The following is a 21,485-nucleotide window of genomic DNA, read 5'->3' on the forward strand; positions in this document are numbered from 1 at the left end:
GTTCGTCCAACTCAGTGGGACGAACGCGCCGCTCGTTGCGTCAGGACCCGAGCACCGTCGTCACGACCCCCGCGAGATGCGCCAGCCGCGCCAGCTCCGTCGGGCGGAACGCCGGTCCTCCGGGTCGCCCGACGACGATCGCCTGCGGCGGTGAGCCCACGCCGTAGGGGGCGGCGGCGAGCTCGGTGTCGAGGTCGCTCCACGGTTCGGGAACCCAGTGCACCGCAGGGTCGACGACGACGGCCCGCTGCAACGGCAGCCACGGCAGGTCGCCCGCGGTCGTCTCGGGGGCGGCGGTGCTCTCGGCGAGCCGGTAGGAGCGCTCACCCTCGCGCGCGACGACGAGCGCCCACCCGGCGCGGAAGATCCGGGCGACGCCGTCGGCGAGCAGCTTCAGCCCGTCGCCCGGGTTGCCCGCGATCTCCTCGAGGAGCTCCAGCTCCCGGTGGGTGTCGAGGCGCCCCGAGTGGGGCCGGACGGACTCGACCTCGACGCCGGGCACGGCCTCGGCCGCGGTGATCAGCACGTCCGGGGGGCGGCCTGGCGGCAGCTCGACGGCGAGGTCGTCCACGGCGATCCCGCCGACGCGCTCGACGACGTCCACACCGAGGATGTCCGCACCGGCGTTGCCCAGAGCGGTGGCGACCGCGCCGAGGCTGCCGGGCCGGTCCGGGAGGACGACGCGGAGCAGGTACGACACCCGTCCAGTCCCCTTCCCTCGTCTCCGGCACGGCCGGTGGCCCTGCAGGATTCAATCAGGCCCGGGCCTACACTCGGACATCGCCGGGCTCACACCGATCGTGCACGCGGTGTCGTGCAGCCGTCGCCGCCTGTCGCCGCCGCCGCACCCGCCGTCCACGATCCGACCTCGGCCTGCCGAATCTCGCCTTCCGGGAGGGACATGTCCGCCGCCGATTCCGGCGCCATCACCCGCGAGGAGGTGGCGCATCTCGCGCGCCTCGCGCGCCTCGCGGTCACCGACGACGAGCTCGACGTCTTCGCCGGGCAGCTCGACGTGATCCTCGGCGCGGTCGCCCGCGTCGGCGAGGTCGCCGCCGACGACATCCCGCCGACGTCGCACGCCGTGCCGCTGCTCAACGTCTTCCGGCCCGACGAGCGCCGCCCGGGGCTCACCCAGGAGCAGGCGCTGGCGGGGGCCCCGGCGAGCGAGGACGGGCGCTTCCGCGTCCCGCAGATCCTGGGGGAGGAGGCATGACCGAGCTCGTCCGGATGACGGCCGCCGAGCTCGCTGCGAAGATCCACTCCCGCGAGGTGTCGGCCGTCGAGGTGGCGCAGGCGCACCTGGACCGGATCGCCGCTGTCGACGGCGGAGTGGACGGCATCCACGCGTTCCTGCACGTCGCCACCGAGGGGGCGCTGGCGTCGGCGGCACTGGTCGACGAGTCGCTCGCGGGCGGCAACGCACCTGCGTCGCCGCTGGCCGGGGTGCCGCTCGCGCTCAAGGACGTGTTCACGACCGTGGACATGCCCACGACCGCGGGCTCGCGGATCCTCGAGGGCTGGCGCCCGCCCTACGACGCCACGCTGACCTCCCGGCTGCGCGCGGCCGGCATCACGATCCTCGGCAAGACGAACATGGACGAGTTCGCGATGGGCTCGTCCACGGAGCACTCGGCGTTCGGCCCCACGCGCAACCCGTGGGACACCGGTCGCATCCCCGGTGGCTCCGGCGGCGGTTCCGCGGCGGTGCTGGCAGCGTTCGAGGCGCCGCTCGCGATCGGCACCGACACCGGCGGCTCCATCCGCCAGCCCGCCGCGATGACCGGCACCGTCGGCGTCAAGCCCACGTACGGCGGGGTGTCGCGCTACGGGCTCATCGCGTGCGCGTCGTCGCTGGACCAGGGCGGGCCGTGCGCGCGGACGGTGCTGGACACGGCGCTCCTGCACGAGGTCATCGCCGGGTACGACCCGCTGGACTCCACCTCGATCGACGAGCCCGTCCCGGCCGTCGTCGAGGCCACGAGGCGCGGGGCCACCGGCGATCTCGCCGGGGTCCGGGTCGGCGTGGTGAAGGAGCTCGGCGGCGAGGGCTACCAGCCCGGGGTCCGCGACGCGTACGACGCGGCGCTGCGTCAGCTGGAGAAGCTCGGCGCAGAGCTCGTCGAGGTCAGCTGCCCGCACTTCGAGTACGGGCTCGCGGCGTACTACCTGATCCTGCCGAGCGAGGTGTCGTCGAACCTCGCGCGGTTCGACGCGATGCGCTACGGCCTGCGCGTCGACGCAGGCGCGTCTGCCGAGGAGGTCATGGCCGCCACGCGCGAGGCCGGGTTCGGCCCCGAGGTGAAGCGGCGCGTCATCCTCGGCACGTACGCGCTGTCGTCCGGCTACTACGACGCCTACTACGGGCAGGCGCAGAAGGTCCGCACGCTGATCTCGCGGGACTTCGCCGCGGCCTTCGCCAAGGCGGACGTCCTGGTGTCGCCCACGGCGCCGACCGTCGCGTTCCCGATCGGGGAGAAGGTCGACGACCCGCTCGCCATGTACCTCAACGACCTCGCCACCATCCCGACGAACCTCGCCGGCACCGCTGGGATGTCCGTGCCGTGCGGGCTGTCCGACGGCCTGCCGGTGGGGCTGCAGGTGATGGCGCCCGCGCTCGGCGAGGCGGCGATGTACCGCGTCGCTGCCGCGTACGAGGCCGCGCGGGACGCGGAAGACGGCGGTCCCCTGATCCAGCGAGTTCCGGAGGTGGCCCGGTGACCCGTCGAGAACGACGTTACGCACCTCCGGAGGCCCTGTTGATCAGCACAACGTCGTTCTCGACGGGGGTGGCCCGGTGACTGCGCCCACCCTGGTGGCGTACGAGGACGTGGTCGAGCGCTACGACCCCGTCCTCGGGCTCGAGGTGCACGTCGAGCTGAACACCGCCACGAAGATGTTCTGCGGCTGCCCCACGGAGTTCGGCGCCGAGCCGAACACGCAGGTGTGCCCCGTGTGCCTGGGCCTGCCCGGCTCGCTGCCGGTCGTGAACCACCGGGCGGTCGAGTCCGCGATCCGCATCGGCCTGGCGCTGAACTGCGCCATCGCGCCGTGGGGGCGGTTCGCCCGGAAGAACTACTTCTACCCGGACATGCCGAAGAACTTCCAGACCTCGCAGTACGACGAGCCGATCGCCGTGAACGGCCGGCTGGACCTCGAGCTGGAGGACGGCTCGACGGTGTGCGTCGAGATCGAGCGCGCGCACATGGAGGAGGACACCGGCAAGTCGCTGCACGTCGGCGGCGCCACCGGGCGGATCCACGGCGCCGAGTACTCGCTCCTGGACTACAACCGCGCGGGCGTGCCGCTGATCGAGATCGTCACCAAGCCGATCGTCGGCACCGGCGCGCGCGCGCCCGAGGTGGCGCGGGCCTACGTGACGGCGCTGCGCGACCTGCTGCGCGCCCTCGGCGTCTCGGACGTCCGCATGGACCAGGGGTCCCTGCGCTGCGACGCCAACGTCTCGCTGATGCCGAAGGGCACGGCCGAGTTCGGCACACGCACCGAGACGAAGAACGTCAACTCGCTGCGCTCGGTCGAGCGGGCGGTCCGTTTCGAGATGACGCGGCAGGCCGCCGTCCTCGACGCGGGCGAGAAGGTCGTGCAGGAGACGCGGCACTTCGACGAGGCCACCGGAACCACCTCCGCCGGGCGCCGCAAGGAGACCGCCGAGGACTACCGCTACTTCCCCGAGCCGGACCTCGTGCCGATCGCGCCGTCAGCGGAGTGGATCGAGGAGCTGCGCGCCACGCTGCCCGAGCTGCCGTGGGTGCACCGGCGGCGCATCCAGGCCGACTGGGGGCTCACGGACGCCGAGCTGCGCGACCTCGTCAACGTCGGGGCGCTGGAGCTGATCGAGGCCACGGTCGCCGCGGGGGCTCCGGTCGGCGACGCCCGCTCCTGGTGGGTGGCCTATCTCGCGCAGCAGGCCAACAGCCGCGGTGTCGCCCTCGACGAGCTGCCGATCACCCCGGGCCAGGTGGCGCGGGTGATCGAGCTGGTCGCGTCGGGTTCGCTCAACAACAAGCTGGCGCGCCAGGCCGTCGACGGGGTGCTCGCCGGCGAGGGCTCCCCGGACGAGGTGGTGGCCGCCCGGGGGCTCGCCGTCGTCTCGGACGAGGGCGCGCTCGTCGCCGCCGTGGACGAGGCCCTGGCGGCGCAGCCGGACGTCGTGGAGAAGATCCGCGGTGGCAAGGTGGCGGCCGCGGGGGCGATCGTCGGGGCGGTCATGAAGGCGACGCGCGGGCAGGCTGATGCCAAGCGAGTGCGGGAGCTGATCCTGGAGCGCTGCGGGGGCTGATTCCTGTTGTGCAGAGGGCCCGTTCCGCGGAACGGGCCCTCTGTCACGCCTGTGCCGTCTCATGGAGTACCTGGTGCATGGCAAGAGCGCGACCCCCTCCTTGAGGCCTGCTGCTCCGTCCGGGTGATTCCGGTATCGCTCGTCACATCGGAACGTCGTGGTTGCGTATGTGGTCGGGCGGCGGAAGGGGAGGCGATGGACGACGGTGCGCGGGACGGTCCGGACGTCGTGGTCGATCCCGTTGCCGGCGTGCTCCCGCCGATCGCCGACCCGCGCGAGGTGTTGGACCGGTTCCGGGCGGGGACGCCGCGGCCGGTCGGTTGGCAGTACCTCGAGCAGCTGGTCGCCGAGGAGCACGCCTGGTTCACCACGATGATCGCGCGCGTCGCCCGCGTCCACAGCGTGGAGGCCGACGACCTCCACCAGGAGGTTCTCCTGGGGCTGCACGACTGCGACGCCATCCAGCTCGGCCGTCGCGGCCTTCGGAGATGGCTCGAACGGCGGGCCCGCTGGAAGGCGGGCGACATGCTGCGCGGCCGGCGCGCCGGGCGCATCGGCTACCACGACCCGGAACGGCTCGGGGCCCTCGCCGCCGAGCAGGAGGGCCAGACGCCGGCCCGCTCCTACCTCGGCGGCGTCGCGAACCAGAACCCGTGGATCGGCCCGGACTGGAACCTGCAGCGGCTCCGCTCGCTCGGCCTGACCCGCGACATGGCGCAGGTCGTCCTGCTGGTCATGTGGGGCCTGGACGTGTCGTTGAAGGAGTTCGCCGAGCTGGCCGACCTCTCCTACGACTCCGTCCGCAAGCAGAAGGAACGGGGCCTCAAGGTCCTGCACGCCGCCTTCGGGCTCACACCCGAGGAGGACTCCGTCATGCGAGCGGTACGCAAGCACGGCTCGGCCGCCGCCGCGGCCGAGCACCTCAGGATGACCGCGGCCGACGTGGCCGAGGCCCTGTACCGAGCGATGGCCCGGATCGAGCGCGTGCTCGACACCGAGACGAGGGGCGACTCCGATGTGGACTGATGTGGACGTCGAGAACGGGGTCGCGGCCCGTTCCGGGCCGCTGCGGCGCTCGCTGGCCCGCGGTCTGTGGCGCCGCGATCCGGCGGTCCGGCTCCACTACCGTCGCCACGACGACGCCATCGTCGTCGAGATCCTGCTGTGCCCGGCCGCGCGGTCGGTGATCGTGCACGACCGGCTGCTCGTGGAGTTCGACGACACCGATGGTGCGGCGCTCCCCGCCACGCTCTGCCTGACCGGGGTGGCCGCCGATCCCGCATCCCCGGCGCTCGCCGTGACGCGCGACCTGCTCGGCGAGCGGGTGTGGGCCGCGGCGCAGGAGCTGGTGACCGCGCGAGGCGGCACCGTCGACGTCGAGCTGGACGACGACGAGGCGAGCGTCCTGGAGAGTTGCTGGACCGGCTTCGCCGCCTGGACGCGGGAGGAGCACCCCGTCGTCGGCATCGAGGTGCTGCCGAAGGAGGTGCGTGCGGGCGTGGTCGACCGGCGGGGACGGGTGTTCGGGATCCGGACCGCGCCGCTCGACGAGGGCTCGCCCGCCGAGGTCGTCGAGGCCATCTGCGGGATCGTCGACCCGCTCGGGGGTGACGCCCCGGTCGCCCTGCAGATCGGCGGGCCGGTGGACAGCGCCACGGGGGTCGTGACGTACTACGCCAAGCAGCGCCGCGGCAGGCCGTGGGAGAACGTCCGGCTCGGGGACCTCCTGCGCGCTCGTACGCAGCGCGACGTGTCGGTCTTCAACGACACCCAGGCGCTGGCCCACTGGGAGGTCGAGTTCGGCCTGGGCACGCAGCACGGCACGTTCGCGCTGCTCCTCGTCGGGGACGGCATCGGGGCGAAGTACGTCCAGGACCGCGCGGTGCAGCCGCACCCGATGGAGATCGGTGTCTTCGTTCCGAACCCGTGGCTTGTCGCCCCCGGTACGTCCGGGTCGATCGAAGCGGTGGCGAGCGTCCCTGCGATGGCCCGCCGGATCGCGGACAACCTCGGGATCGACGTCACCACGATCGCCGACGTGGCCCACCGCCTCGACGCGCTGGCGGACCAGGACCTGGCGGAGAAGTCGGTGACGGTGTTCCGCGAAGCCGCGGAGGACGTTGCGCGGGGGATGGCCGCCATCCAGCTGCTGCTCAACCCGAGGGCATGGGTCGTCTACCTGCCGGCACCGCTGCACGACTCAGGGACGGCGGCCGGTCGGGCCGCCGAAGCTGGCCTGCGGATGATCGATCGCTTCGTCGAGTACGAGGCGGTCCGCGACCCGTCGATCCATCGCAGGACCACCGACGGCCCCGTGGGTGTCTCGGCCGCCACGGTGGCGCTGCGCGCCGCCACCGCGCAGCGCACGGCACCTGCCGCTGGCAGAGCAGGCGAGCAGAGTGACACACCCGACTCCTAGCATCCGGCAGGTGCTGACACCGGATGCGCTGGCCCTCGGCGTCGACGTGGGTGGCACGAAGCTGGCGTCCGGGGTCGTCGATCGCGCGGGGACCGTCATCGAGAAGCGCGAGCGGCGGTTGACCCCCAGCTCGAGTTCCTCCGGCCTTGCCGGCGCCATCGCCCGACTGGTCGCCGACGTCCGAGCCGACCATCCGGCGGTCGCCGCGGTCGGCATCGGCATCGCCGGCGCCGTCGCCTGGCCCGAAGGCACGGTGGTGTTCGCGGCCAACCACGATCACCGGGGCAAGCTCTGCCGGGCCGTCGAGGACCGGGTCGGGTTTCCCGTCGTCGTCGACAACGACGCCAACACCGCAGCATGGGCCGAGCTGCGGGCCGGCGACGTGCGGGCCCAGGACGCACTGTTCCTCGCTGTCGGCACCGGGGTGGGCAGTGGCTTCGTCGTCGACGGCCGGTTGTGGCGGGGACGCCGCGGCCTCGGCGCCGAGCTCGGCCACATGCTCGTCCGACCGGACAGCGGCCTGCGGTGCGAGTGCGGCCGGGTCGGTTGCCTGGAGACGGTCGCCTCGGCGGAGGCGCTCGTGCGGTTCGCGCGCATGCTCGTTCGGCAGCATCCGGAGAGCCACCTCGCGGACCTCGTCGACGGCGTCATGCAGCACCTGACGCCCAAGATGGTGATCAGCGCAGCGTTGGAAGGCGATCCACTGGCGCGCTCGGCCGCCCGCGAGGTCGGGCGGTGGCTGGGACGGGGGGTCGCGTCGGTCGCCAGCATCTTCAACTTCGAGGCCGTCGTGGTCGGTGGCGGCCTGTCGGGCCTGGGCGAGCTGCTTCTGGGACCCATGCGAGTCACGTGCGAGAAGATCGTGTCTCACGGTCACTATCTCGACACACCGCGAATCACCTGCGCGACCCACGGCAACGATGCCACCATGATCGGCGCGGGTCTGCTCGCACTGGACGAGGCGCGAAGCCGCGCCATGCGGCCGGTCGGTGCGGGGGTCGAGGGTGGCGTCGAGATCCTCGCGGGCTCGCCGACCTGATCGTTCCCGTCTGCAGAGGCACACCGTGCATACCGTCCTCCACGTCTCCCCGCATCCGGACGACGAGAGCATCGCCGCTCCGTGCACCCTGCTCACCCTGCGGGACGCCGGCTGGCGGGTCGTCAACTTCGCGGTGAGCATGGGCCGCCCCGAGCAGGCCGAGCGACGGCGCGCGGAGCTGCGAGGGGCGCTCGAGCTGGCCGGGTTCGAGCACCGCGAGCCGACCACGCCCATCGGCATCTCCCGCGGCGACCGGCACGGTCGGGCGTGTCGGGCGCTGATCCCCCAGATTCGGAACGTCGTCGAGGAGACGGGAGCGGAGCTCGTCGTCGGTCCGCACCCCCGGGACAGCCACCACGGGCACGCCACGGTGGCCAGAGCGGTCCGCGAGGTGGTCTGGGCGGCCGGGGGGTCACTGACGTGGTGGATGTGGTCGGTCTGGGCCGACCTGCCGCACCCGACGCTGATCGTGAACTGCGATCCCAAGCATCTCCAGCTGAGCCGGGAGATGCTCGACCAGCATGTGGGGGAGTACCGGCGCGTCGACTACCGGCTCATGCACGAGCCCGTCCGGCAGGTGAACGCCATCCGGGGTATCGAGAAGGTCCTCGGATACGGGGCGACGCCGGACGAGGAGCATCGGCGGATCACGCACGCCGAGCTCCTCACGGAGCTCACGGTTCGCGGGCGCACGTGGATGGAGGGCAGGCCGCGGATCCTGCGGACCACGGCTCCCACGTCCGTGGAATGGGACCAGCTGGACGACACGTCGATCCTGAGTTCGACCCGGCTCCGCCCGCTCTACCGGGCGATCCTGCTGTCCGCCTCGGCCCGCTACCGGTGGCGCATCACGGTCGCGCCATGACCCGGTAGAGCGCTCCCGCCGGCACCGGCAGTCGACACCGGGCCGTCGTCCGGTCCACCACGGAGTACCCGCGTGCGAGGTAGTTCGAGAGCGCCGAGGGGCCGTCGAGGCTGCTCGTCGTGAGCACGACGCGCCGCACGACGGGGGCGCCCGCCACTCGTTCGTGCATCCGCCACGCCTGCCGCGTGATCTCCGTCAGGAACTGCCCGCCCAGCCCGCGGCCCTGGAAGGACCGCATGAGCCCGAGATACTTGATCTGCACGTCGCTGCCGTGCACCGCCAGCTCCGCGAAGCCGACGTGGGCCCGCCGGTACCGCGCAACCCAGATCTCGCGGTCCGGACGGGCATGGTGCTGCTCCCAGTCGTGCGCGTCCCAACACCGCCGCGCGGTCCACCCGTGCGCGCGTCCGATGAGGTGGTACAGCGCCCGGGGAACGTCGCCCGAGAGCTGGTCGGCGCGAAGCACGGCGGCCGGTTCGGGTGGCGTCCGGGCGGGACGCAGATCGCCCGGATGTCGCTGCTGCAGGTGCACCTTCCGGACGAGCATCCCTCCAGTCCACCCAGGACGGGCCCGGGAAGTCGATGGTCGGGGCCGAACCGTGTGCGGAGATTGCGACGGTCGGCTCATCGCCCACAACCAAACGGTCTGCGATCGATCTATCCCACCGCGAACCGGTCCAGCCACCCCCGCATGTCCGACGCCGTGACGTTCCCACCGCACACCACCAGCCCCAGGTGCGCCCCCGGGCCGACCCGCTCCAGCACCTGACGGGCCGCCGGGACCAGGCAGCCCGCGGCCGGTTCGGCCCACACCTTCGCCTCCTCGGCGAGGGTGACGCAGCCCCGGACGGCGTCGGCGTCCGGGACGACGAGCACCTCGTCCACCAGTGCCTGCACGTGCGCGAGGGTGAGCGCCGAGACCGCGGGTGCGGAGAGCGTCGACGCGATCGAGCGCAGCGTCACCGGCACGGGGACGCCGGCCGCGAGGGCCGCCGACATCGCCTCGGCGCCCTCGGTCTCCACGCCCCACACGCGCGCGCGGGGGATCAGCGCCTTCACCGCCGTCGCGACGCCGGAGATCAGCCCGCCGCCGCCGATGCTCACGAGCACGTCGGTGACCTCGGGTGCGTCCTGCGCGAGCTCCAGCCCGACGGTGCCCTGTGCCGCGACGACGACCGGGTCGTCGAACGGGTGCAGCAGCGTCAGCCCCTCGTCGACGAGCTCGTCGAGCAGCGCGAACGCGCCCGCCATGTCCGGGGTGAGCCGCAGGTCGGCCCCCGCGGCACGTACCCGCTCGATCGACCGGGCGGGCGCCGACTCGGCCATCACGACCGTCGCCGCCACGCCCATCGAGCCGGCCACCTCCGCGACCGCCACCCCGTGGTTGCCGCCGCTCACCGCCACCACTCCGGCGTCGCGTTCCGCGGGCGTGAGCGTCAGCAGCTTGTGCGCCGCTCCGCGCGGTTTGAACGACCCGGATCGCTGGAACAGCTCGAACTTGCACGTCACGGGGGCGCCGAGGGCGCCGGCGAGGCCGGGGGAGGGCAGCGTCGGCGTGCGGAGGACGTGCCCGGCGATGCGTGCCGCGGCGGCGCGGACGTCGTCGAGGGAGATCAGGGCGGTCAGGGAGGTCACGATCGCCACCGTAGGACCACCGGTGCGACTGCTGCCCGGCACCGGGAGACTCGCCCGCGTGCGCCTGCTCCTCGCCGTCCTCGTGGTGTTCCTCCTGTCGGGATGCCAGCCGCCGCAGGCCACGTGGGACGACATCCCGCCCACGCCGGGGGCGCAGCCGTACGCCGGCCCGGACACCGCGCGGCTCGACGAGCGGATCGACGCCCGCATCAGGGAACGCGACGCCGTGATCCTCGGCGACCGCGTCGAACGCCTCCCCGCCGGCACGTCCTGGGCCGACCACCTCGCCTGGCGCGACGCGCACGTCCGGCCCCTGGGGCGGTCGCGCGAGCTCGTCCCCGAGCCGGACGCCCCGGTGCTGTACGCGGAGTGGTCGCGGGCGGCGCGGACCCTGCTCGTGGTGGGCGTCGTCGGCGCGGACGGCCGGCTCGTCGTCCGGACGACGCTGCTCGGGCCGCGGTGACGGGTCGGCCGCCGGGGTGTGTGCCCGCCCGAGGCCGCGCGAACGGCACGGACGGGAGAACCTAGCTCCCGTATGGGCCGTTCGCGCGGGTCGGGGTGGGTCGGGTCGGGTCGGGTCGGGTCGACGTGAGGTGGAGTGGGGTGGGCTCAGACCAGCGGGACGACGTCCGGCGCGCCCATCCGCGCCGAGTCGGCCGTCTCGTCGTCGGGCATCCGCTGGCTCTCCCGCTCCGCCGCGACCCGCTTGCGGTAGTGCTCGATCTCCCGCTCCACCTGCGCGGCGCTCCAGCCGAGCACCGGTGCCATCAACTCCGCCACCTCCCGGCACGCCCCGACGCCCCGGTCGAACGTCTCGATGGAGATCCGGGTGCGGCGGGCCAGTACGTCCTCGACGTGCCGCGCGCCCTCGTGCGTGACGGCGTAGACGACCTCGGCGCGCAGGTGGTCCGGCGCCCCGCGCAGCTCCGCACCGAGCGTCGGATCCTCGGCGACCAGCGCCAGCACCTCGTGGACGAGCGAGCCGTAGCGGCCGAGCAGGTGGGAGATCCGCGCCTCGTGCAGGCGGGACTCCGCGGCCAGGACGTGGCGGGCGTTGCGGACGGCCTCGTAGCCCTCCGCCCCGAGCAGCGGCACGTTCTCGGTGACCGAGGTCGGCACCTTCACCGCGAGCCCGTGCACGGCGGCGTCGATCGCGTCGCGGGCCATCACCCGGTACGTCGTGTACTTGCCCCCCGCGACGACCACCAGCCCCGGCACGGTGTGGGCGACGGCGTGCTCGCGGGAGAGCTGCGAGGTCATCTCCGACTCCCCCGACAACAGCGGGCGCAACCCCGCGTAGACGCCCTCGACGTCGGCGTGGGTGAGCGGCGGGGAGATCACCCGGTTGACGTGGGTGAGCAGGTAGTCGATGTCCGCGGCGCTCGCGGCGGGATGGGCGAGGTCGAGGCGCCAGTCGGTGTCGGTGGTGCCGATGATCCAGTGCCGGCCCCAGGGGATCACGAACAGCACCGACGTCTCGGTGCGCAGGATGAGCCCCGAGCGCCCCCGGATCCGGTCGCGTGGCACCACCAGGTGGATGCCCTTGCTCGCCCGCACGTGGAACTGGCCGCGTTCCCCGGCGAGGCTCTGCAGCTCGTCGGTCCACACGCCCGTCGCATTGACGACCTGGCGGGCCCGCACCTGGATCGTCGCCCCCGACTCCAGGTCACGCACGTGCGCCCCGGTGACCCGCTCGCCCTCGCGCAAGAGGGCCACCACCCGAGCCCGCGACGCCACGTGCGCCCCGTAGGCCGCCGCGGTGCGGGAGAGGAGCATCGTGTGCCGCGCGTCGTCGACCTGCGCGTCCCAGTACTGCAGCGCCCCGACGAGCGTGTCACGGCGCAGCGCGGGGACGATCCGGCGGGCGCCGGTGCGGGTGAGGTGGCGGTGGCGCGGCAGGCCCCGCGACCGGCCGGACAGCGTCGCCAGCGTGTCGTAGAGCGCGACGCCTGCGCCCGCGTAGAGGCGCTCCCACCCGCGATGGCGCAGCGGGTACAGGAAGGGGACGGGGCGCACGAGGTGCGGGGCGAGCCGCTCCAGGAGCAGCCCACGCTCGGCGAGGGCCTCCGCGACCAGCCGGAAGTCCAGCATCTCCAGGTACCGCAGCCCCCCGTGGATCAGCTTGGAGGACCGGCTCGACGTCCCTGAGGCGAAGTCGCGCGCCTCGACCAGGCCGACCGACAGGCCACGGGTCGCCGCGTCCAGCGCGCACCCGCCGCCGACCACGCCGCCGCCGACGACGAGGACGTCCAGCTCCGTGCCGGCCATCTCCTGGAGGGCGGCCGAGCGCGCCGCGGGGGAGAGCGCCACTGATCGCATGGGGCCCATCTTCCGCCCGGGACGGCGACCACCGCTTCCTGGGCGCGACGGAGGTGGCGACCCTCACCCGCGGTGGTGCCCGGCCCCGCGCCGGGCACACCGTGCGGGGAGACTTGCGGGGTGAGTCCACGACGCCAGGGTCCCGCCGGGGCGGGCCCGACCCTCACGGTCTGCCGCGGGTGCTGCTGCGGGTCGGTCGGCAAGCACCCCGGGACCGACCACGACAGCCAGCTCGCCACGCTGCGCGCCGCCGGTACCCGGGTGCGCGTCACGGACTGCCTGGACGCCTGCGAGCACTCGAACGTCGTGGTCGTCAGCCCGTCGTCGGACGGTCGGCGCGCGGGCGCGCGGCCCGTGTGGTTGTCCGGGGTGCTGCGCGAGGACGACACCGAGGCCGTCGGCGCGTGGGTGCGGGCCGGCGGGCCGGGCGTCGTGGCGCCGCCGGGGATGCTGGACCTGCTCACGTTCACGCCGTCACGACGGCAGCGCCGCGAGCTCGCAGACGATTGACTTTCGATAGAGAGATATCGATACTCGATCTATGCTGACGGAGTATCGAGCGGTCCTGCCGCTCCGGATCTTCCTCGTGGCGCTGTTCGGGATCCTGGTGGTCTTCCAGACGCTGTCGCTGCCCGGTCAGTTCGCGCACATGGCGCAGGAGTCCCCGGAGTCCGCCCACCTGCGGTGGCCGTTCACCGCCATCGCGGTGTTCTTCGTGCTCTGCGTCCAGGTGGTGATCGTCTCCACGTGGATGCTGCTCACCCGCGTCGTCCGGGACCGGATCTTCAGCCGGGCCTCCCTGGTGTGGGTGGACGCGATCGTGTGGGCCGTCGCCGCGGCCTGGGTGGTGCTGGTGGGGGTCCTGCTGTGGGTCGGCTACCACGCCGACGACCCCGGCGTGCCGCTCGTGCTGTTCCTGCTGACCGTCGGGCTCGCCGTGGTGGGCCTGCTGATGGTGGTCATGCGCGCCCTGCTGCGTCAGGCCACCGAGCTGCGCACCGACCTCGAGGCGGTCATCTGATGGCGATCGTCGTGCGTATCGACGTGGAGCTGGCCAAGCGCAAGATGAGCGTGGGCGAGTTCGCCGAGCGCGTCGGGCTCACCCCGGCGAACGTGGCGGTGCTCAAGAACGGACGTGCGAAGGCGGTGCGGTTCTCGACCCTGGACGCGATGTGCCGGGTGCTCGGCTGCCAGCCCGGCGACCTGCTCGAGTGGGTGGAGGACGACGTGCCGGCACCCGCCCGCGCCTAGCCCCGCGCCCGGCCGACGTCGGTGGGTCGTCGTGCGGGGCGGTCGGTCGTACGCTGCGTGCTGCGGGACACGGCTCGACCACGGGGAGGTCGGCGATGGCGGCTCGGGACGGCGCTTCGGTGGACACGTTGAAGGCGATCACCGCCTCGTTCAACGCGCACGACCTCGACGCGATCATGGAGTTCTTCGCCGAGGACTGCTCGCTGGACATGCCCCGCGGACCCGAACCGTGGGGCCACCGGCTGGTCGGCAAGGCGGCGGTGCGCGAGGGCCTCGCGTCCCGCTTCGCGGGACTGCCCGACGTCCACTACGGCGAGGACCGGCACTGGGTCAGCGGCGACCTCGGCGTCTCCGAGTGGCTCCTCACCGGCACGCGACCCGACGGCCAGAAGGTGTGCGTGCGCGGATGCGACCACTGGGAGTTCCGTGACGGGGAGGTCGTCCGCAAGGACTCGTACTGGAAGATCGTCGACCCGGCCTGAGGCCGGGGCTCGGCGTCACGTGTGCACCACCGCGAGCCTCGACATCACGGTCTCGCCGTACGCCGCGGGGTCGTCACCCTTCGACGGGTTGGACAGCACGTACGCGCCCGTCTTGAAGTAGCAGGTGGCGTGGTCCGAGACGAAGTCGATGCGGCGCGTGCCGTCCAGGAACACCTCGCACCGCCCGTCCGCCACCCGGATCCGGACGTTCAGCGGGCGGCCGGGCGCGTAGTCGACGACCTTGGGTTGCGCCACGCTCTCCAGCTTCCATCGGATGCCGCCCGCCTTCGCGTCGTAGTAGACGATCAGCAGGTCGCCGGACGTGCCGTGCACCTGCGCGAGGCACACCTCCGGCTTGCGCACCGGGGCGGCCGTCACCGCGAGCGTCACGTCCATCTCGTGCGTCCCGGCGCGGAACGACCAGGAGGCCTGCGTGCGGTCCGGGTTCAACTCTCGCAGCTCGCAGCGCGGGTAGGCGCTGCCCGACGTCGTCGCGCCGCCGACGTTCGCCCGGAACCGCACGCCGTCGTCCTGGCCGACGAACCACGGGTCGGCCTGGTAGCCCGCGAGGTCCTTGACGATCGTCGCGTCCGGTGAGCCGGTGGGCAATGTGAGCCACCAGTCGGCCAGCGGCAGGATGTCGCTCGGCGGGCCCGCCGGGGCCGCGGCGCCTGCGGCGGGGGAGCAGCCGAGGAGACCCGCGCCGATCGCGGCGCCGATGGCCGACCCGCCCATCGTCTTCAGCAGTTGCCTGCGGTCCACCGCGCCACCCTGCCACCGCGCTCCCCCGCGCCTTCCACCGGGCGGTGCGGGAAATGGCCGCGGAGCCGCGTCGGCGGTGTTGGCCTGATCGCGGACCGGTCCGGCCGTCGTCCCGGATTGGTCCCGGCGTGCTCGCACACACCGGGTGGTGCTGGTGCACATTGTCGGCGGTGTGTGTGAGCGCCCTGGGGGGTGTGTCGTCGCGCGCACGTGGGTGCCAGGTCGCCCCGGTGGTGTGCCGCGATTCGGCGGGGTGTGCCGGGGCGGCGGCGTGCTCGCACACATCGGGTGGTGCTGGCGCACATTGTCGGCGGTGTGTGTGACCACCCTGGGGTGTGTGCCGTCGCGCGCACGTGTGTGCGAGCGCCGCCCCGGGGGTGTGCCGTCGCGCGCACGTGGGTGCCAGGTCGCCCCGGTGGTGTGCCGCGACTCGGCGGGGTGCCGGGGCGGCGTGCTCGCACACATCGGGTGGTGCTGGTGCACATTGTCGGCGGTGTGTGTGACCGCCCTGGGGGGTGTGTCACCGCTCGCACGTGTGTTCCAGGGATGCCCCCGGGGGGCAGTCCCCTCGCACATGTGTGCGAGCGCCGCAACCGGGGGCATCTCACCGCTCGAACGTGGGTGCGAGCGCCGCCGGCGCGCGCCGCGCTCCGCCATGCCCTGCCGCCGCGCGCACCACGCCCGCCGCCACATCGACACACCGACCTGGCTCAGCCGACATCGACACACCAGCCCTGGCTCACCCCACGTCCACCCAGCCCAGCGTGCGCTCCACGGCCTTGCGCCATCCCGCGTACGCGGCCTCGCGCTGCCCGGCGCTCCACCGCGGTTCGAAGCGTCGGGCCTCCCGCCAGTTCTCCCGCAGCTCGTCGGTCGAGGACCAGAATCCCACCGCGAGGCCCGCGGCGTAGGCCGCCCCCAGCGCCGTGGTCTCGGCGACGACGGGCCGCGACACCGGCACCCCGAGGACGTCGGCCTGGATCTGCATGCACAGGTCGTTCGCCGTGACGCCGCCGTCGACCTTCAGGACGTCCAGGGCGACGCCGGAGTCCTTCGCCATCGCGTCGGCGACGTCGCGGCTCTGGTAGCAGATCGCCTCCAGGGTGGCGCGGGCGATGTGCGCGGCGGTGTCGTAGCGCGACAGCCCGACGATCGCACCGCGGGCGTCCGAGCGCCAGTACGGCGCGAAGAGCCCCGAGAACGCGGGTACGAAGTACACCCCGCCGTTGTCCTCGACGCGGCCCGCCAGCTCCTCGCTGGCCGCGGCGTCCGGGATGATCCCGAGCTGGTCGCGCAGCCACTGCACCGCGGAGCCGGTGACGGCGATCGAGCCCTCCAGCGCGTAGACGGGTGCGTCGTCCCCGAGGCGGTAGCACACGGTGGACAGCAGGCCGTGCTGCGAGCGCACCAGCTCGGTACCTGTGTTGAGCAGCATGAAGTTGCCGGTGCCGTAGGTGTTCTTCGCCTCGCCCGGCGCGAAGCAGACCTGCCCGACGGTGGCGGCCTGCTGGTCGCCGAGATCGCCGGTGATCGCCACCTCGCCGCCGAACGGGCCGTCCGCGCGGGTGCTGCCGTAGCCCTCGGGGCAGGAGCTGGACGCGATGCGCGGCAGCATCGCGCGCGGGACGCCGAAGAAGCCGAGGAGCTCGTCGTCCCAGTCGAGGGTCTCGAGGTCCATGAGCATGGTGCGGCTGGCGTTGGTGACGTCCGTGACGTGCACGCCGCCGTCCACCCCGCCCGTGAGGTTCCACAGCAGCCACGAGTCCGTGTTCCCGAAGACCGCGTCCCCGCGCTCGGCGGCCGCGCGGGCGCCGTCGACGTTCTCCAGGATCCACTGGATCTTGGCGGCGGAGAAGTACGTGGCGGGCGGGAGCCCGGCCTTGCGGCGGATGACGTCGCCGCGCCCGTCGCGGTCAAGGGCCGCGGCGATGCGGTCGGTGCGGGTGTCCTGCCAGACGATCGCGTGGTGCAGCGGCTCGCCCGTGCGGCGGTCCCAGACGACGGTGGTCTCGCGCTGGTTGGTGATCCCGAGCGCGCACAGGTCCGCCGCGCGCAGGCCCGCGCTCGCCAGGCCGGCCGCGACGACCTCGCTCGCCCGTGCCCAGATCTCGCGCGGATCGTGTTCGACCCAGCCGGGTCGGGGCAGGAGCTGCTCGTGTTCGAGCTGGTGGCGGCCCACCTCCGCGCCGCCGTGGTCGAAGATCATGAAGCGGGTGCTGGTGGTGCCCTGGTCGATCGCGCCGACGAACTCCGCCACGCCGCCTCCTCCGCTGGTCAGCTCCGGCGGTGATCCTGGCAGAGCCCGGCGTCCCGCGGCACCGACCAGACCCCGCCCGGACGCAGGGCGTCGAGCAGCTCCACCGGGTCGGCGGCGACGGTCGCCGCACCCGCCAGCTCACCGGGCGCCGCATATCCCCACGCGACGCCGAGCGTCGGGATCCCGTGCGCAGCAGCGCCCTCCACGTCGTGGACGCGGTCGCCGACCATCGCGACCGGGTCGCACGCCGGGTTCAGCCCCAGCCGCTCCAGCACCGAGGCGATCACCCGGGCCTTCCCGATCCGTCGCGGGGGATCGGCGCCCCCCACGAGGTCGATGTCGAACCCGTTGCGCTCGACGACCTCGCGGGCCAGCCACTCCTGCTTCGACGTGGCCAGCGCGAGCCTGAACCCGGCCGCCCGCAGGCCGTCCAGCACCGGCGCGGCCTGCGGGAACGGCGGCGACGACGGCGCCACCGGGGCGTAGCTCGACCGGTAGGCCGCGATCAACGCCCGCGCCCGCTCGCCGGTGAGCCCGAGCGCAGGCGCGACGTCCTCCAGCGGCGGGCCGACGAACGCCCACAGCTCGTCGCGCGGCGGGACCGGCAGCCCGACCGCGGCGAACGCGATCTCCAGGTGGTCGACGATCAGTGGACCCGAGTCGACGAGCGTGCCGTCGAGGTCCAGGAGCACCGTGCCCACACCGGCCACCCTACGGTGGTGGCGTGGTCACCCCGCCCCGGCTCGTGCGCACCGTGCTCGTCGCCGAGGACGGACTGCACGCGCTGATCATCGCAGTGCTGCGCCTGCTCGGCCGCAACCGGCGCATCATCCTGCCGTTCATCGCCTACGGCAGCCCCGCCCGCGCCCGCGTCGGGGCCAGGGTCGTCATCGGCAGGCCGACCGCCGCGGCCGACGGCCCGCGGTCGCGGTGGGCGGTGCTGCGCTCCACGCTGGCGAGGTTCTTCACCGTCGAGCTGCCCCGCGTGCCGGTCACGATCACCGCACCCGGCGGGGGAGCCACCGTGCCCACCGACCGCGAGGGCTACGTCGACGCCGTCGTCGACCTGCCGGACCTCCCGCCCGGCCGCCACGAGATCGGGCTGCGCCTGCCCGGGGATCCGGCGATCGTCACGGCGCCCCTGCTGGTCGCCGATCCGGCGGCCACCGTGGGCATCGTCAGCGACGTCGACGACACGATCGTCGAGACCGGTATCACCCGGGGCCTGGCGTTCCTGCGGATCACCCTGCTCACCGACGTCGCCGAGCGCACCCCGCTGCCCGGCGCCGCCGCGCTCTACCGCGCCCTCGACGCGCCCGTCTTCTACGTCTCGACAAGCCCGTGGAACCTCCACGAGATGCTCCTGCAGTTCCTGCACCTGCGCGGCTTTCCCCTCGGCCCACTCCTGCTCACCGACTGGGGCCCGTCCTCGTCGGGGTTGTTCCGCATCGGTGCGTCGGAGCACAAGACGACGCTCGTGCGCCGGGTGCTCGACGACCATCCCGGGCTCGGGCTCGTCCTGGTCGGCGACTCGGGGCAGCACGACCCCGAGATCTACGCGGCGCTCGCCCGCGAGTTCGGCGACCGCATCCGGGCGGTCTACATCCGCCGCACTCCTGGCGCCGACGCCCGGCGGCGGGCGGGGCTGGACGCCCTCGCCGCGGACGTCAGCGCCGGCGGCGTGCCGATGGTGGCCGTCGACGACAGCGTGCAGATCGCCGAGCACGCCGCCAGGCTGGGGCTGCTCGACGCGGCCGGGGTTGCGGCGGTCCGCGCCGAGACGGCCGCTCAGATGCCGTAGGGCCACACCGTCAGGGCGAAGCCGCCGAACCACGCGGACGCGAGCGCCACTCCCGCGAGCACGGCCACGACCGTGGCGGTGCCCCGCCGCGACAGCCCGAGCGCCACCGGGATCAGCAGGACGAACACCGGGATCAGCAGGCGCACCTTCGTGTTCATCAGGCCCTGGGTGCCCCAGATCGGGACCAACCCGGCCGCCGCGTACACCACGAGCGGCCACGGCAGCCGCGCGACCACGGTGAGCACGAGCAGCACGAGCGCGGCGACCAGCACGACGGCGGTGGCGATCTGGTAGGCGCGGTCGTCGTGGCCGAGGGTGGCGAGCACCCACGCGGGCGTCGCCGTGGCGTCGGGATACCAGCCCCAGCCCTCGCGCTGGATGCGGAACCAGCCGTCGAGCTCCCCCGTCCGGTACGCGACGAACCCGAGCCACGCGAGCCAGCCGAGCGGCGCGACGACCGCGGCCGCGAGGGCGGCGAGGCGCTGCGAGGTCGCGACGGCCGCCGGAGCCGGTGGCCCGGCCGCGTGGCGTCCCGCGGGAACCAGCGCCGGCACGTTCCAGGACGACCGCGCCACCTCCCGGCCCGTCACGGCGGTGGCCACCGCCGCCAGCCCGACCGCCGCGATCAGCCCCGTCGCGGTCGGGCGCACGAGCCCCGCCACGGCCGTCAGGACCCCGGCCAGGAGCCACCGCTCCTGCAGCAGCGCGACCAGCGCCCACGCGGCGAGCGCGCAGAACAGTGCCTCCGAGTAGGCCATGGACAGGACGACGGCCATCGGCGTCGCCGCGAACAGCGCCACGAGGATCAGCCCGGCCCGTCGTGACCCACCCGGCACCAGCTCGCCCAGCCGCGCCATCCCGTACGCCGCCGCGATCCCCGCGGCGAGCACCACGAGCAGGCCCGCGGCGGCGGTCCCCGTCACCGGCGCGACCGGGGCCACCAGACCGGGGTAGCCCGGGAAGAAGCCGAGGGCGGTGTGGCCGTCGCGGTTCCCGTAGGCGTCGACGAGCTGGTCCGACACGCCGTCGTAACCGTGGGCGGCGATCTCGAGCAGCCACTCGCCGTCCCAGGAGGTGAGCTCCTCGAGCAGCGACGTCCCGTTGCGGGCGGACATGACGGCGAGCACGACGATCCCGACCAGCCGCACGCCGAGATACACCCCGGCGGGCGCGAGGACGGCGACCACCCGGTGCGGGCCGTCCCCGGAGTCGGTCACGGGTGGACTCTAGAGGCGGCCCGGCGGCGCCACCCCGGACCCTTCATCAGCCGATGCCGACCAGATCCACGACGAACACCAGCGTCGAGTTCGCCGGGATCGGCCCCTGCCCGCGGGCCCCGTACCCGAGATCCGGCGGGATGACGATGACGCGGCGCCCACCCGGCTTCATGCCCTCGATGCCCTTCGCGAAGCCCGGCACCACGCCGGAGAGCGGGAAGGAGATGGGCTCCGGCCCGCGGCGCCAGGAGCTGTCGAACAGGGTGCCGTCGGTGTAGAGGGTGCCGACGTAGCGGACGTCGACGGTGTCCGAGGCCGTCGCGGCCTCGCCGGTGCCCACGACGATGTCGCGCGTGACGAGCTGCGTGGGCGGTTGGGCGCCTCCGGCGAGCGCCTGGGCCGGTGCGTCCAGGTCCGTCGGGTTGCCCGTCAGCGCGGGGATGCCGTCCACGTCGACCTGGACCGGCGCCTGCGTTGCGGTGCGGGGATTGTTGGGCTGGTCGGCGTCGGTGGCCGAGGAGCCGCAGCCGGCCAGCAGCGCGGCGCAGCAGCAGGCCACGGCGAGCCGGACGAGGGTGCGCGTCATGTGCAGAGCATGACCACGGCGGTTCCGGGCCGTGGCGGCGGGGTGACGCAGGGTTCGCGGGTGGCGCGGGGATCCGCGTGCAACGAGCGGCGCGTTCGTCCCACTCAGCTGGACGGACGGGCCGCTCGTTGCGGGGTAGCGTCGGCCCCATGAGCGATCTCGCGACAGATCCCCGGGAGACGGAGTGCGGCGCCGAAGCCGTCGACGGCCCGGTCCGCGAGCGCTACGCCGGGGTGGAGGTCGCGCTCGGCGGGCCGCGGGCGATGACGGTGCGCCGGACGCTGCCGAACCGCGCGCGCCGCATGGTCGGCGCCTGGTGCTTCCTGGACCACTACGGGCCCGAGGACGTCGCCACCTCGGCGGGGATGCGGGTGCCCCCGCACCCGCACACGGGGTTGCAGACGGTGTCGTGGCTGGTCGCGGGGGAGGTGCTGCACCGGGACAGCCTCGGCAGCCTGCAGACGATCGTCCCGGGCGCGGTGAACCTGATGACCGCGGGGCGGGGCATCTCCCACTCCGAGGAGAGTCCCGAGGACCGGACGCCGACGCTGC

At 73.6% G+C, this 21,485-nt stretch carries 23 protein-coding genes; 14 read left to right on the forward strand and 9 right to left on the reverse strand.

Annotated elements, in window-relative coordinates; translation table 11 throughout:
* Positions 1–40: 40 nt before the first annotated feature.
* Complete coding sequence (locus AB7J25_RS18870) at positions 41–700, reverse strand: ACT domain-containing protein (protein ID WP_428510827.1); 660 nt, start codon at positions 698–700, stop codon at positions 41–43.
* A gap of 201 nt (positions 701–901) precedes the next feature.
* Between AB7J25_RS18870 and gatC the strand changes: the two genes are divergently transcribed.
* The 7 genes from gatC to AB7J25_RS18905 all read left to right on the forward strand — a co-directional run bounded on the left by gatC (position 902) and on the right by AB7J25_RS18905 (position 8,623).
* Positions 902–1,216 carry an Asp-tRNA(Asn)/Glu-tRNA(Gln) amidotransferase subunit GatC gene (gene gatC, locus AB7J25_RS18875; protein WP_428510829.1) on the forward strand — a complete coding sequence of 105 codons (315 nt, stop codon included), beginning with the start codon at positions 902–904 and terminating at the stop codon, positions 1,214–1,216.
* The gene (gene gatA, locus AB7J25_RS18880; protein ID WP_428510831.1) at positions 1,213–2,721 is read left to right on the forward strand and encodes an Asp-tRNA(Asn)/Glu-tRNA(Gln) amidotransferase subunit GatA; all 1,509 of its coding nucleotides are present in this window, start codon (positions 1,213–1,215) and stop codon (positions 2,719–2,721) included. The genes gatC and gatA overlap by 4 nt, the downstream gene beginning before the upstream one ends.
* A 76-nt stretch (positions 2,722–2,797) precedes the next feature.
* The gene (gene gatB / locus AB7J25_RS18885) at positions 2,798–4,300 is read left to right on the forward strand and encodes an Asp-tRNA(Asn)/Glu-tRNA(Gln) amidotransferase subunit GatB (RefSeq protein WP_428510833.1); all 1,503 of its coding nucleotides are present in this window, start codon (positions 2,798–2,800) and stop codon (positions 4,298–4,300) included.
* Between the two features lie 195 nt (positions 4,301–4,495).
* Positions 4,496–5,326 carry a sigma-70 family RNA polymerase sigma factor gene (locus AB7J25_RS18890; RefSeq protein ID WP_428510835.1) on the forward strand — a complete coding sequence of 277 codons (831 nt, stop codon included), beginning with the start codon at positions 4,496–4,498 and terminating at the stop codon, positions 5,324–5,326.
* Complete coding sequence (locus AB7J25_RS18895) at positions 5,316–6,719, forward strand: ROK family protein (protein ID WP_428510837.1); 1,404 nt, start codon at positions 5,316–5,318, stop codon at positions 6,717–6,719. Before AB7J25_RS18890 ends, AB7J25_RS18895 begins: the two co-directional genes overlap by 11 nt.
* A gap of 10 nt (positions 6,720–6,729) precedes the next feature.
* The gene (locus AB7J25_RS18900) at positions 6,730–7,758 is read left to right on the forward strand and encodes an ROK family protein (RefSeq protein WP_428510839.1); all 1,029 of its coding nucleotides are present in this window, start codon (positions 6,730–6,732) and stop codon (positions 7,756–7,758) included.
* A 25-nt stretch (positions 7,759–7,783) separates the two neighbouring features.
* On the forward strand, positions 7,784–8,623 hold the full coding sequence (locus AB7J25_RS18905; protein ID WP_428510841.1) for a PIG-L deacetylase family protein: 840 nt from the start codon (positions 7,784–7,786) through the stop codon (positions 8,621–8,623).
* Here AB7J25_RS18905 and AB7J25_RS18910 read toward each other — a convergent pair.
* Positions 8,607–9,170, reverse strand: coding sequence for a GNAT family N-acetyltransferase (locus AB7J25_RS18910; RefSeq protein WP_428510843.1), 564 nt, complete (start codon positions 9,168–9,170; stop codon positions 8,607–8,609). The two genes, AB7J25_RS18905 and AB7J25_RS18910, sit on opposite strands and share 17 nt — an antisense overlap.
* Before the next feature lie 110 nt (positions 9,171–9,280).
* Positions 9,281–10,258, reverse strand: coding sequence for a threonine ammonia-lyase (locus AB7J25_RS18915; RefSeq protein WP_428510845.1), 978 nt, complete (start codon positions 10,256–10,258; stop codon positions 9,281–9,283).
* Positions 10,259–10,280: 22 nt separating this feature from the next.
* Between AB7J25_RS18915 and AB7J25_RS18920 the strand changes: the two genes are divergently transcribed.
* The gene (locus AB7J25_RS18920) at positions 10,281–10,721 is read left to right on the forward strand and encodes a hypothetical protein (protein WP_428510847.1); all 441 of its coding nucleotides are present in this window, start codon (positions 10,281–10,283) and stop codon (positions 10,719–10,721) included.
* A gap of 146 nt (positions 10,722–10,867) precedes the next feature.
* On the opposite strand, the gene AB7J25_RS18925 is transcribed toward AB7J25_RS18920, so the two are convergent.
* Positions 10,868–12,577 carry a glycerol-3-phosphate dehydrogenase/oxidase gene (locus AB7J25_RS18925; protein ID WP_428510849.1) on the reverse strand — a complete coding sequence of 570 codons (1,710 nt, stop codon included), beginning with the start codon at positions 12,575–12,577 and terminating at the stop codon, positions 10,868–10,870.
* 120 nt (positions 12,578–12,697) lie between these two features.
* Here AB7J25_RS18925 and AB7J25_RS18930 point away from each other — a divergent pair, with 120 nt between their 5' ends.
* The 4 genes from AB7J25_RS18930 (at position 12,698) to AB7J25_RS18945 (ending at position 14,310) form a co-directional block, all read left to right on the forward strand.
* Positions 12,698–13,087 carry a hypothetical protein gene (locus AB7J25_RS18930; protein WP_428510851.1) on the forward strand — a complete coding sequence of 130 codons (390 nt, stop codon included), beginning with the start codon at positions 12,698–12,700 and terminating at the stop codon, positions 13,085–13,087.
* Positions 13,088–13,118: 31 nt separating this feature from the next.
* Positions 13,119–13,598: a DUF2975 domain-containing protein gene (locus tag AB7J25_RS18935; RefSeq protein ID WP_428510853.1), complete on the forward strand. Its 480-nt coding sequence runs from the start codon at positions 13,119–13,121 to the stop codon at positions 13,596–13,598.
* Positions 13,598–13,828, forward strand: coding sequence for a helix-turn-helix domain-containing protein (locus tag AB7J25_RS18940; RefSeq protein WP_428510855.1), 231 nt, complete (start codon positions 13,598–13,600; stop codon positions 13,826–13,828). Before AB7J25_RS18935 ends, AB7J25_RS18940 begins: the two co-directional genes overlap by 1 nt.
* 95 nt (positions 13,829–13,923) lie before the next feature.
* A complete protein-coding gene (locus AB7J25_RS18945) occupies positions 13,924–14,310 on the forward strand; it encodes a nuclear transport factor 2 family protein (protein WP_428510857.1) in 387 nt (128 codons plus the stop codon).
* Positions 14,311–14,325: 15 nt separating this feature from the next.
* Here the strand turns inward: AB7J25_RS18945 and AB7J25_RS18950 are convergent, their stop codons facing one another.
* The 3 genes from AB7J25_RS18950 to AB7J25_RS18960 form a co-directional block, all read right to left on the reverse strand.
* Complete coding sequence (locus tag AB7J25_RS18950; RefSeq protein WP_428510859.1) at positions 14,326–15,072, reverse strand: polysaccharide lyase family 7 protein; 747 nt, start codon at positions 15,070–15,072, stop codon at positions 14,326–14,328.
* Positions 15,073–15,811: 739 nt separating this feature from the next.
* Positions 15,812–17,329 (reverse strand): glycerol kinase GlpK, encoded by a 1,518-nt coding sequence (glpK, locus tag AB7J25_RS18955; protein WP_428510861.1) that lies wholly within the window; start codon positions 17,327–17,329, stop codon positions 15,812–15,814.
* A gap of 17 nt (positions 17,330–17,346) precedes the next feature.
* On the reverse strand, positions 17,347–18,030 hold the full coding sequence (locus AB7J25_RS18960) for an HAD-IA family hydrolase (RefSeq protein WP_428510863.1): 684 nt from the start codon (positions 18,028–18,030) through the stop codon (positions 17,347–17,349).
* A gap of 23 nt (positions 18,031–18,053) precedes the next feature.
* On the opposite strand from AB7J25_RS18960, the gene AB7J25_RS18965 reads away from it, so the two are divergent.
* Positions 18,054–19,130 (forward strand): App1 family protein, encoded by a 1,077-nt coding sequence (locus tag AB7J25_RS18965; RefSeq protein WP_428510865.1) that lies wholly within the window; start codon positions 18,054–18,056, stop codon positions 19,128–19,130.
* Here AB7J25_RS18965 and AB7J25_RS18970 read toward each other — a convergent pair.
* On the reverse strand, positions 19,118–20,347 hold the full coding sequence (locus AB7J25_RS18970) for a hypothetical protein (protein WP_428510867.1): 1,230 nt from the start codon (positions 20,345–20,347) through the stop codon (positions 19,118–19,120). The genes AB7J25_RS18965 and AB7J25_RS18970 overlap by 13 nt on opposite strands.
* Before the next feature lie 46 nt (positions 20,348–20,393).
* The gene (locus tag AB7J25_RS18975; RefSeq protein ID WP_428510869.1) at positions 20,394–20,933 is read right to left on the reverse strand and encodes an FKBP-type peptidyl-prolyl cis-trans isomerase; all 540 of its coding nucleotides are present in this window, start codon (positions 20,931–20,933) and stop codon (positions 20,394–20,396) included.
* Between the two features lie 149 nt (positions 20,934–21,082).
* Here AB7J25_RS18975 and AB7J25_RS18980 point away from each other — a divergent pair.
* Positions 21,083–21,485, forward strand: a 403-nt coding sequence (locus AB7J25_RS18980) for a pirin family protein (RefSeq protein ID WP_428510870.1), incomplete at its 3' end; no start/stop codon positions are given.

It is taken from the genome of Pseudonocardia sp. (genome assembly GCF_050246655.1).
Taxonomy (GTDB): Bacteria; Actinomycetota; Actinomycetes; order Mycobacteriales; family Pseudonocardiaceae; genus Pseudonocardia.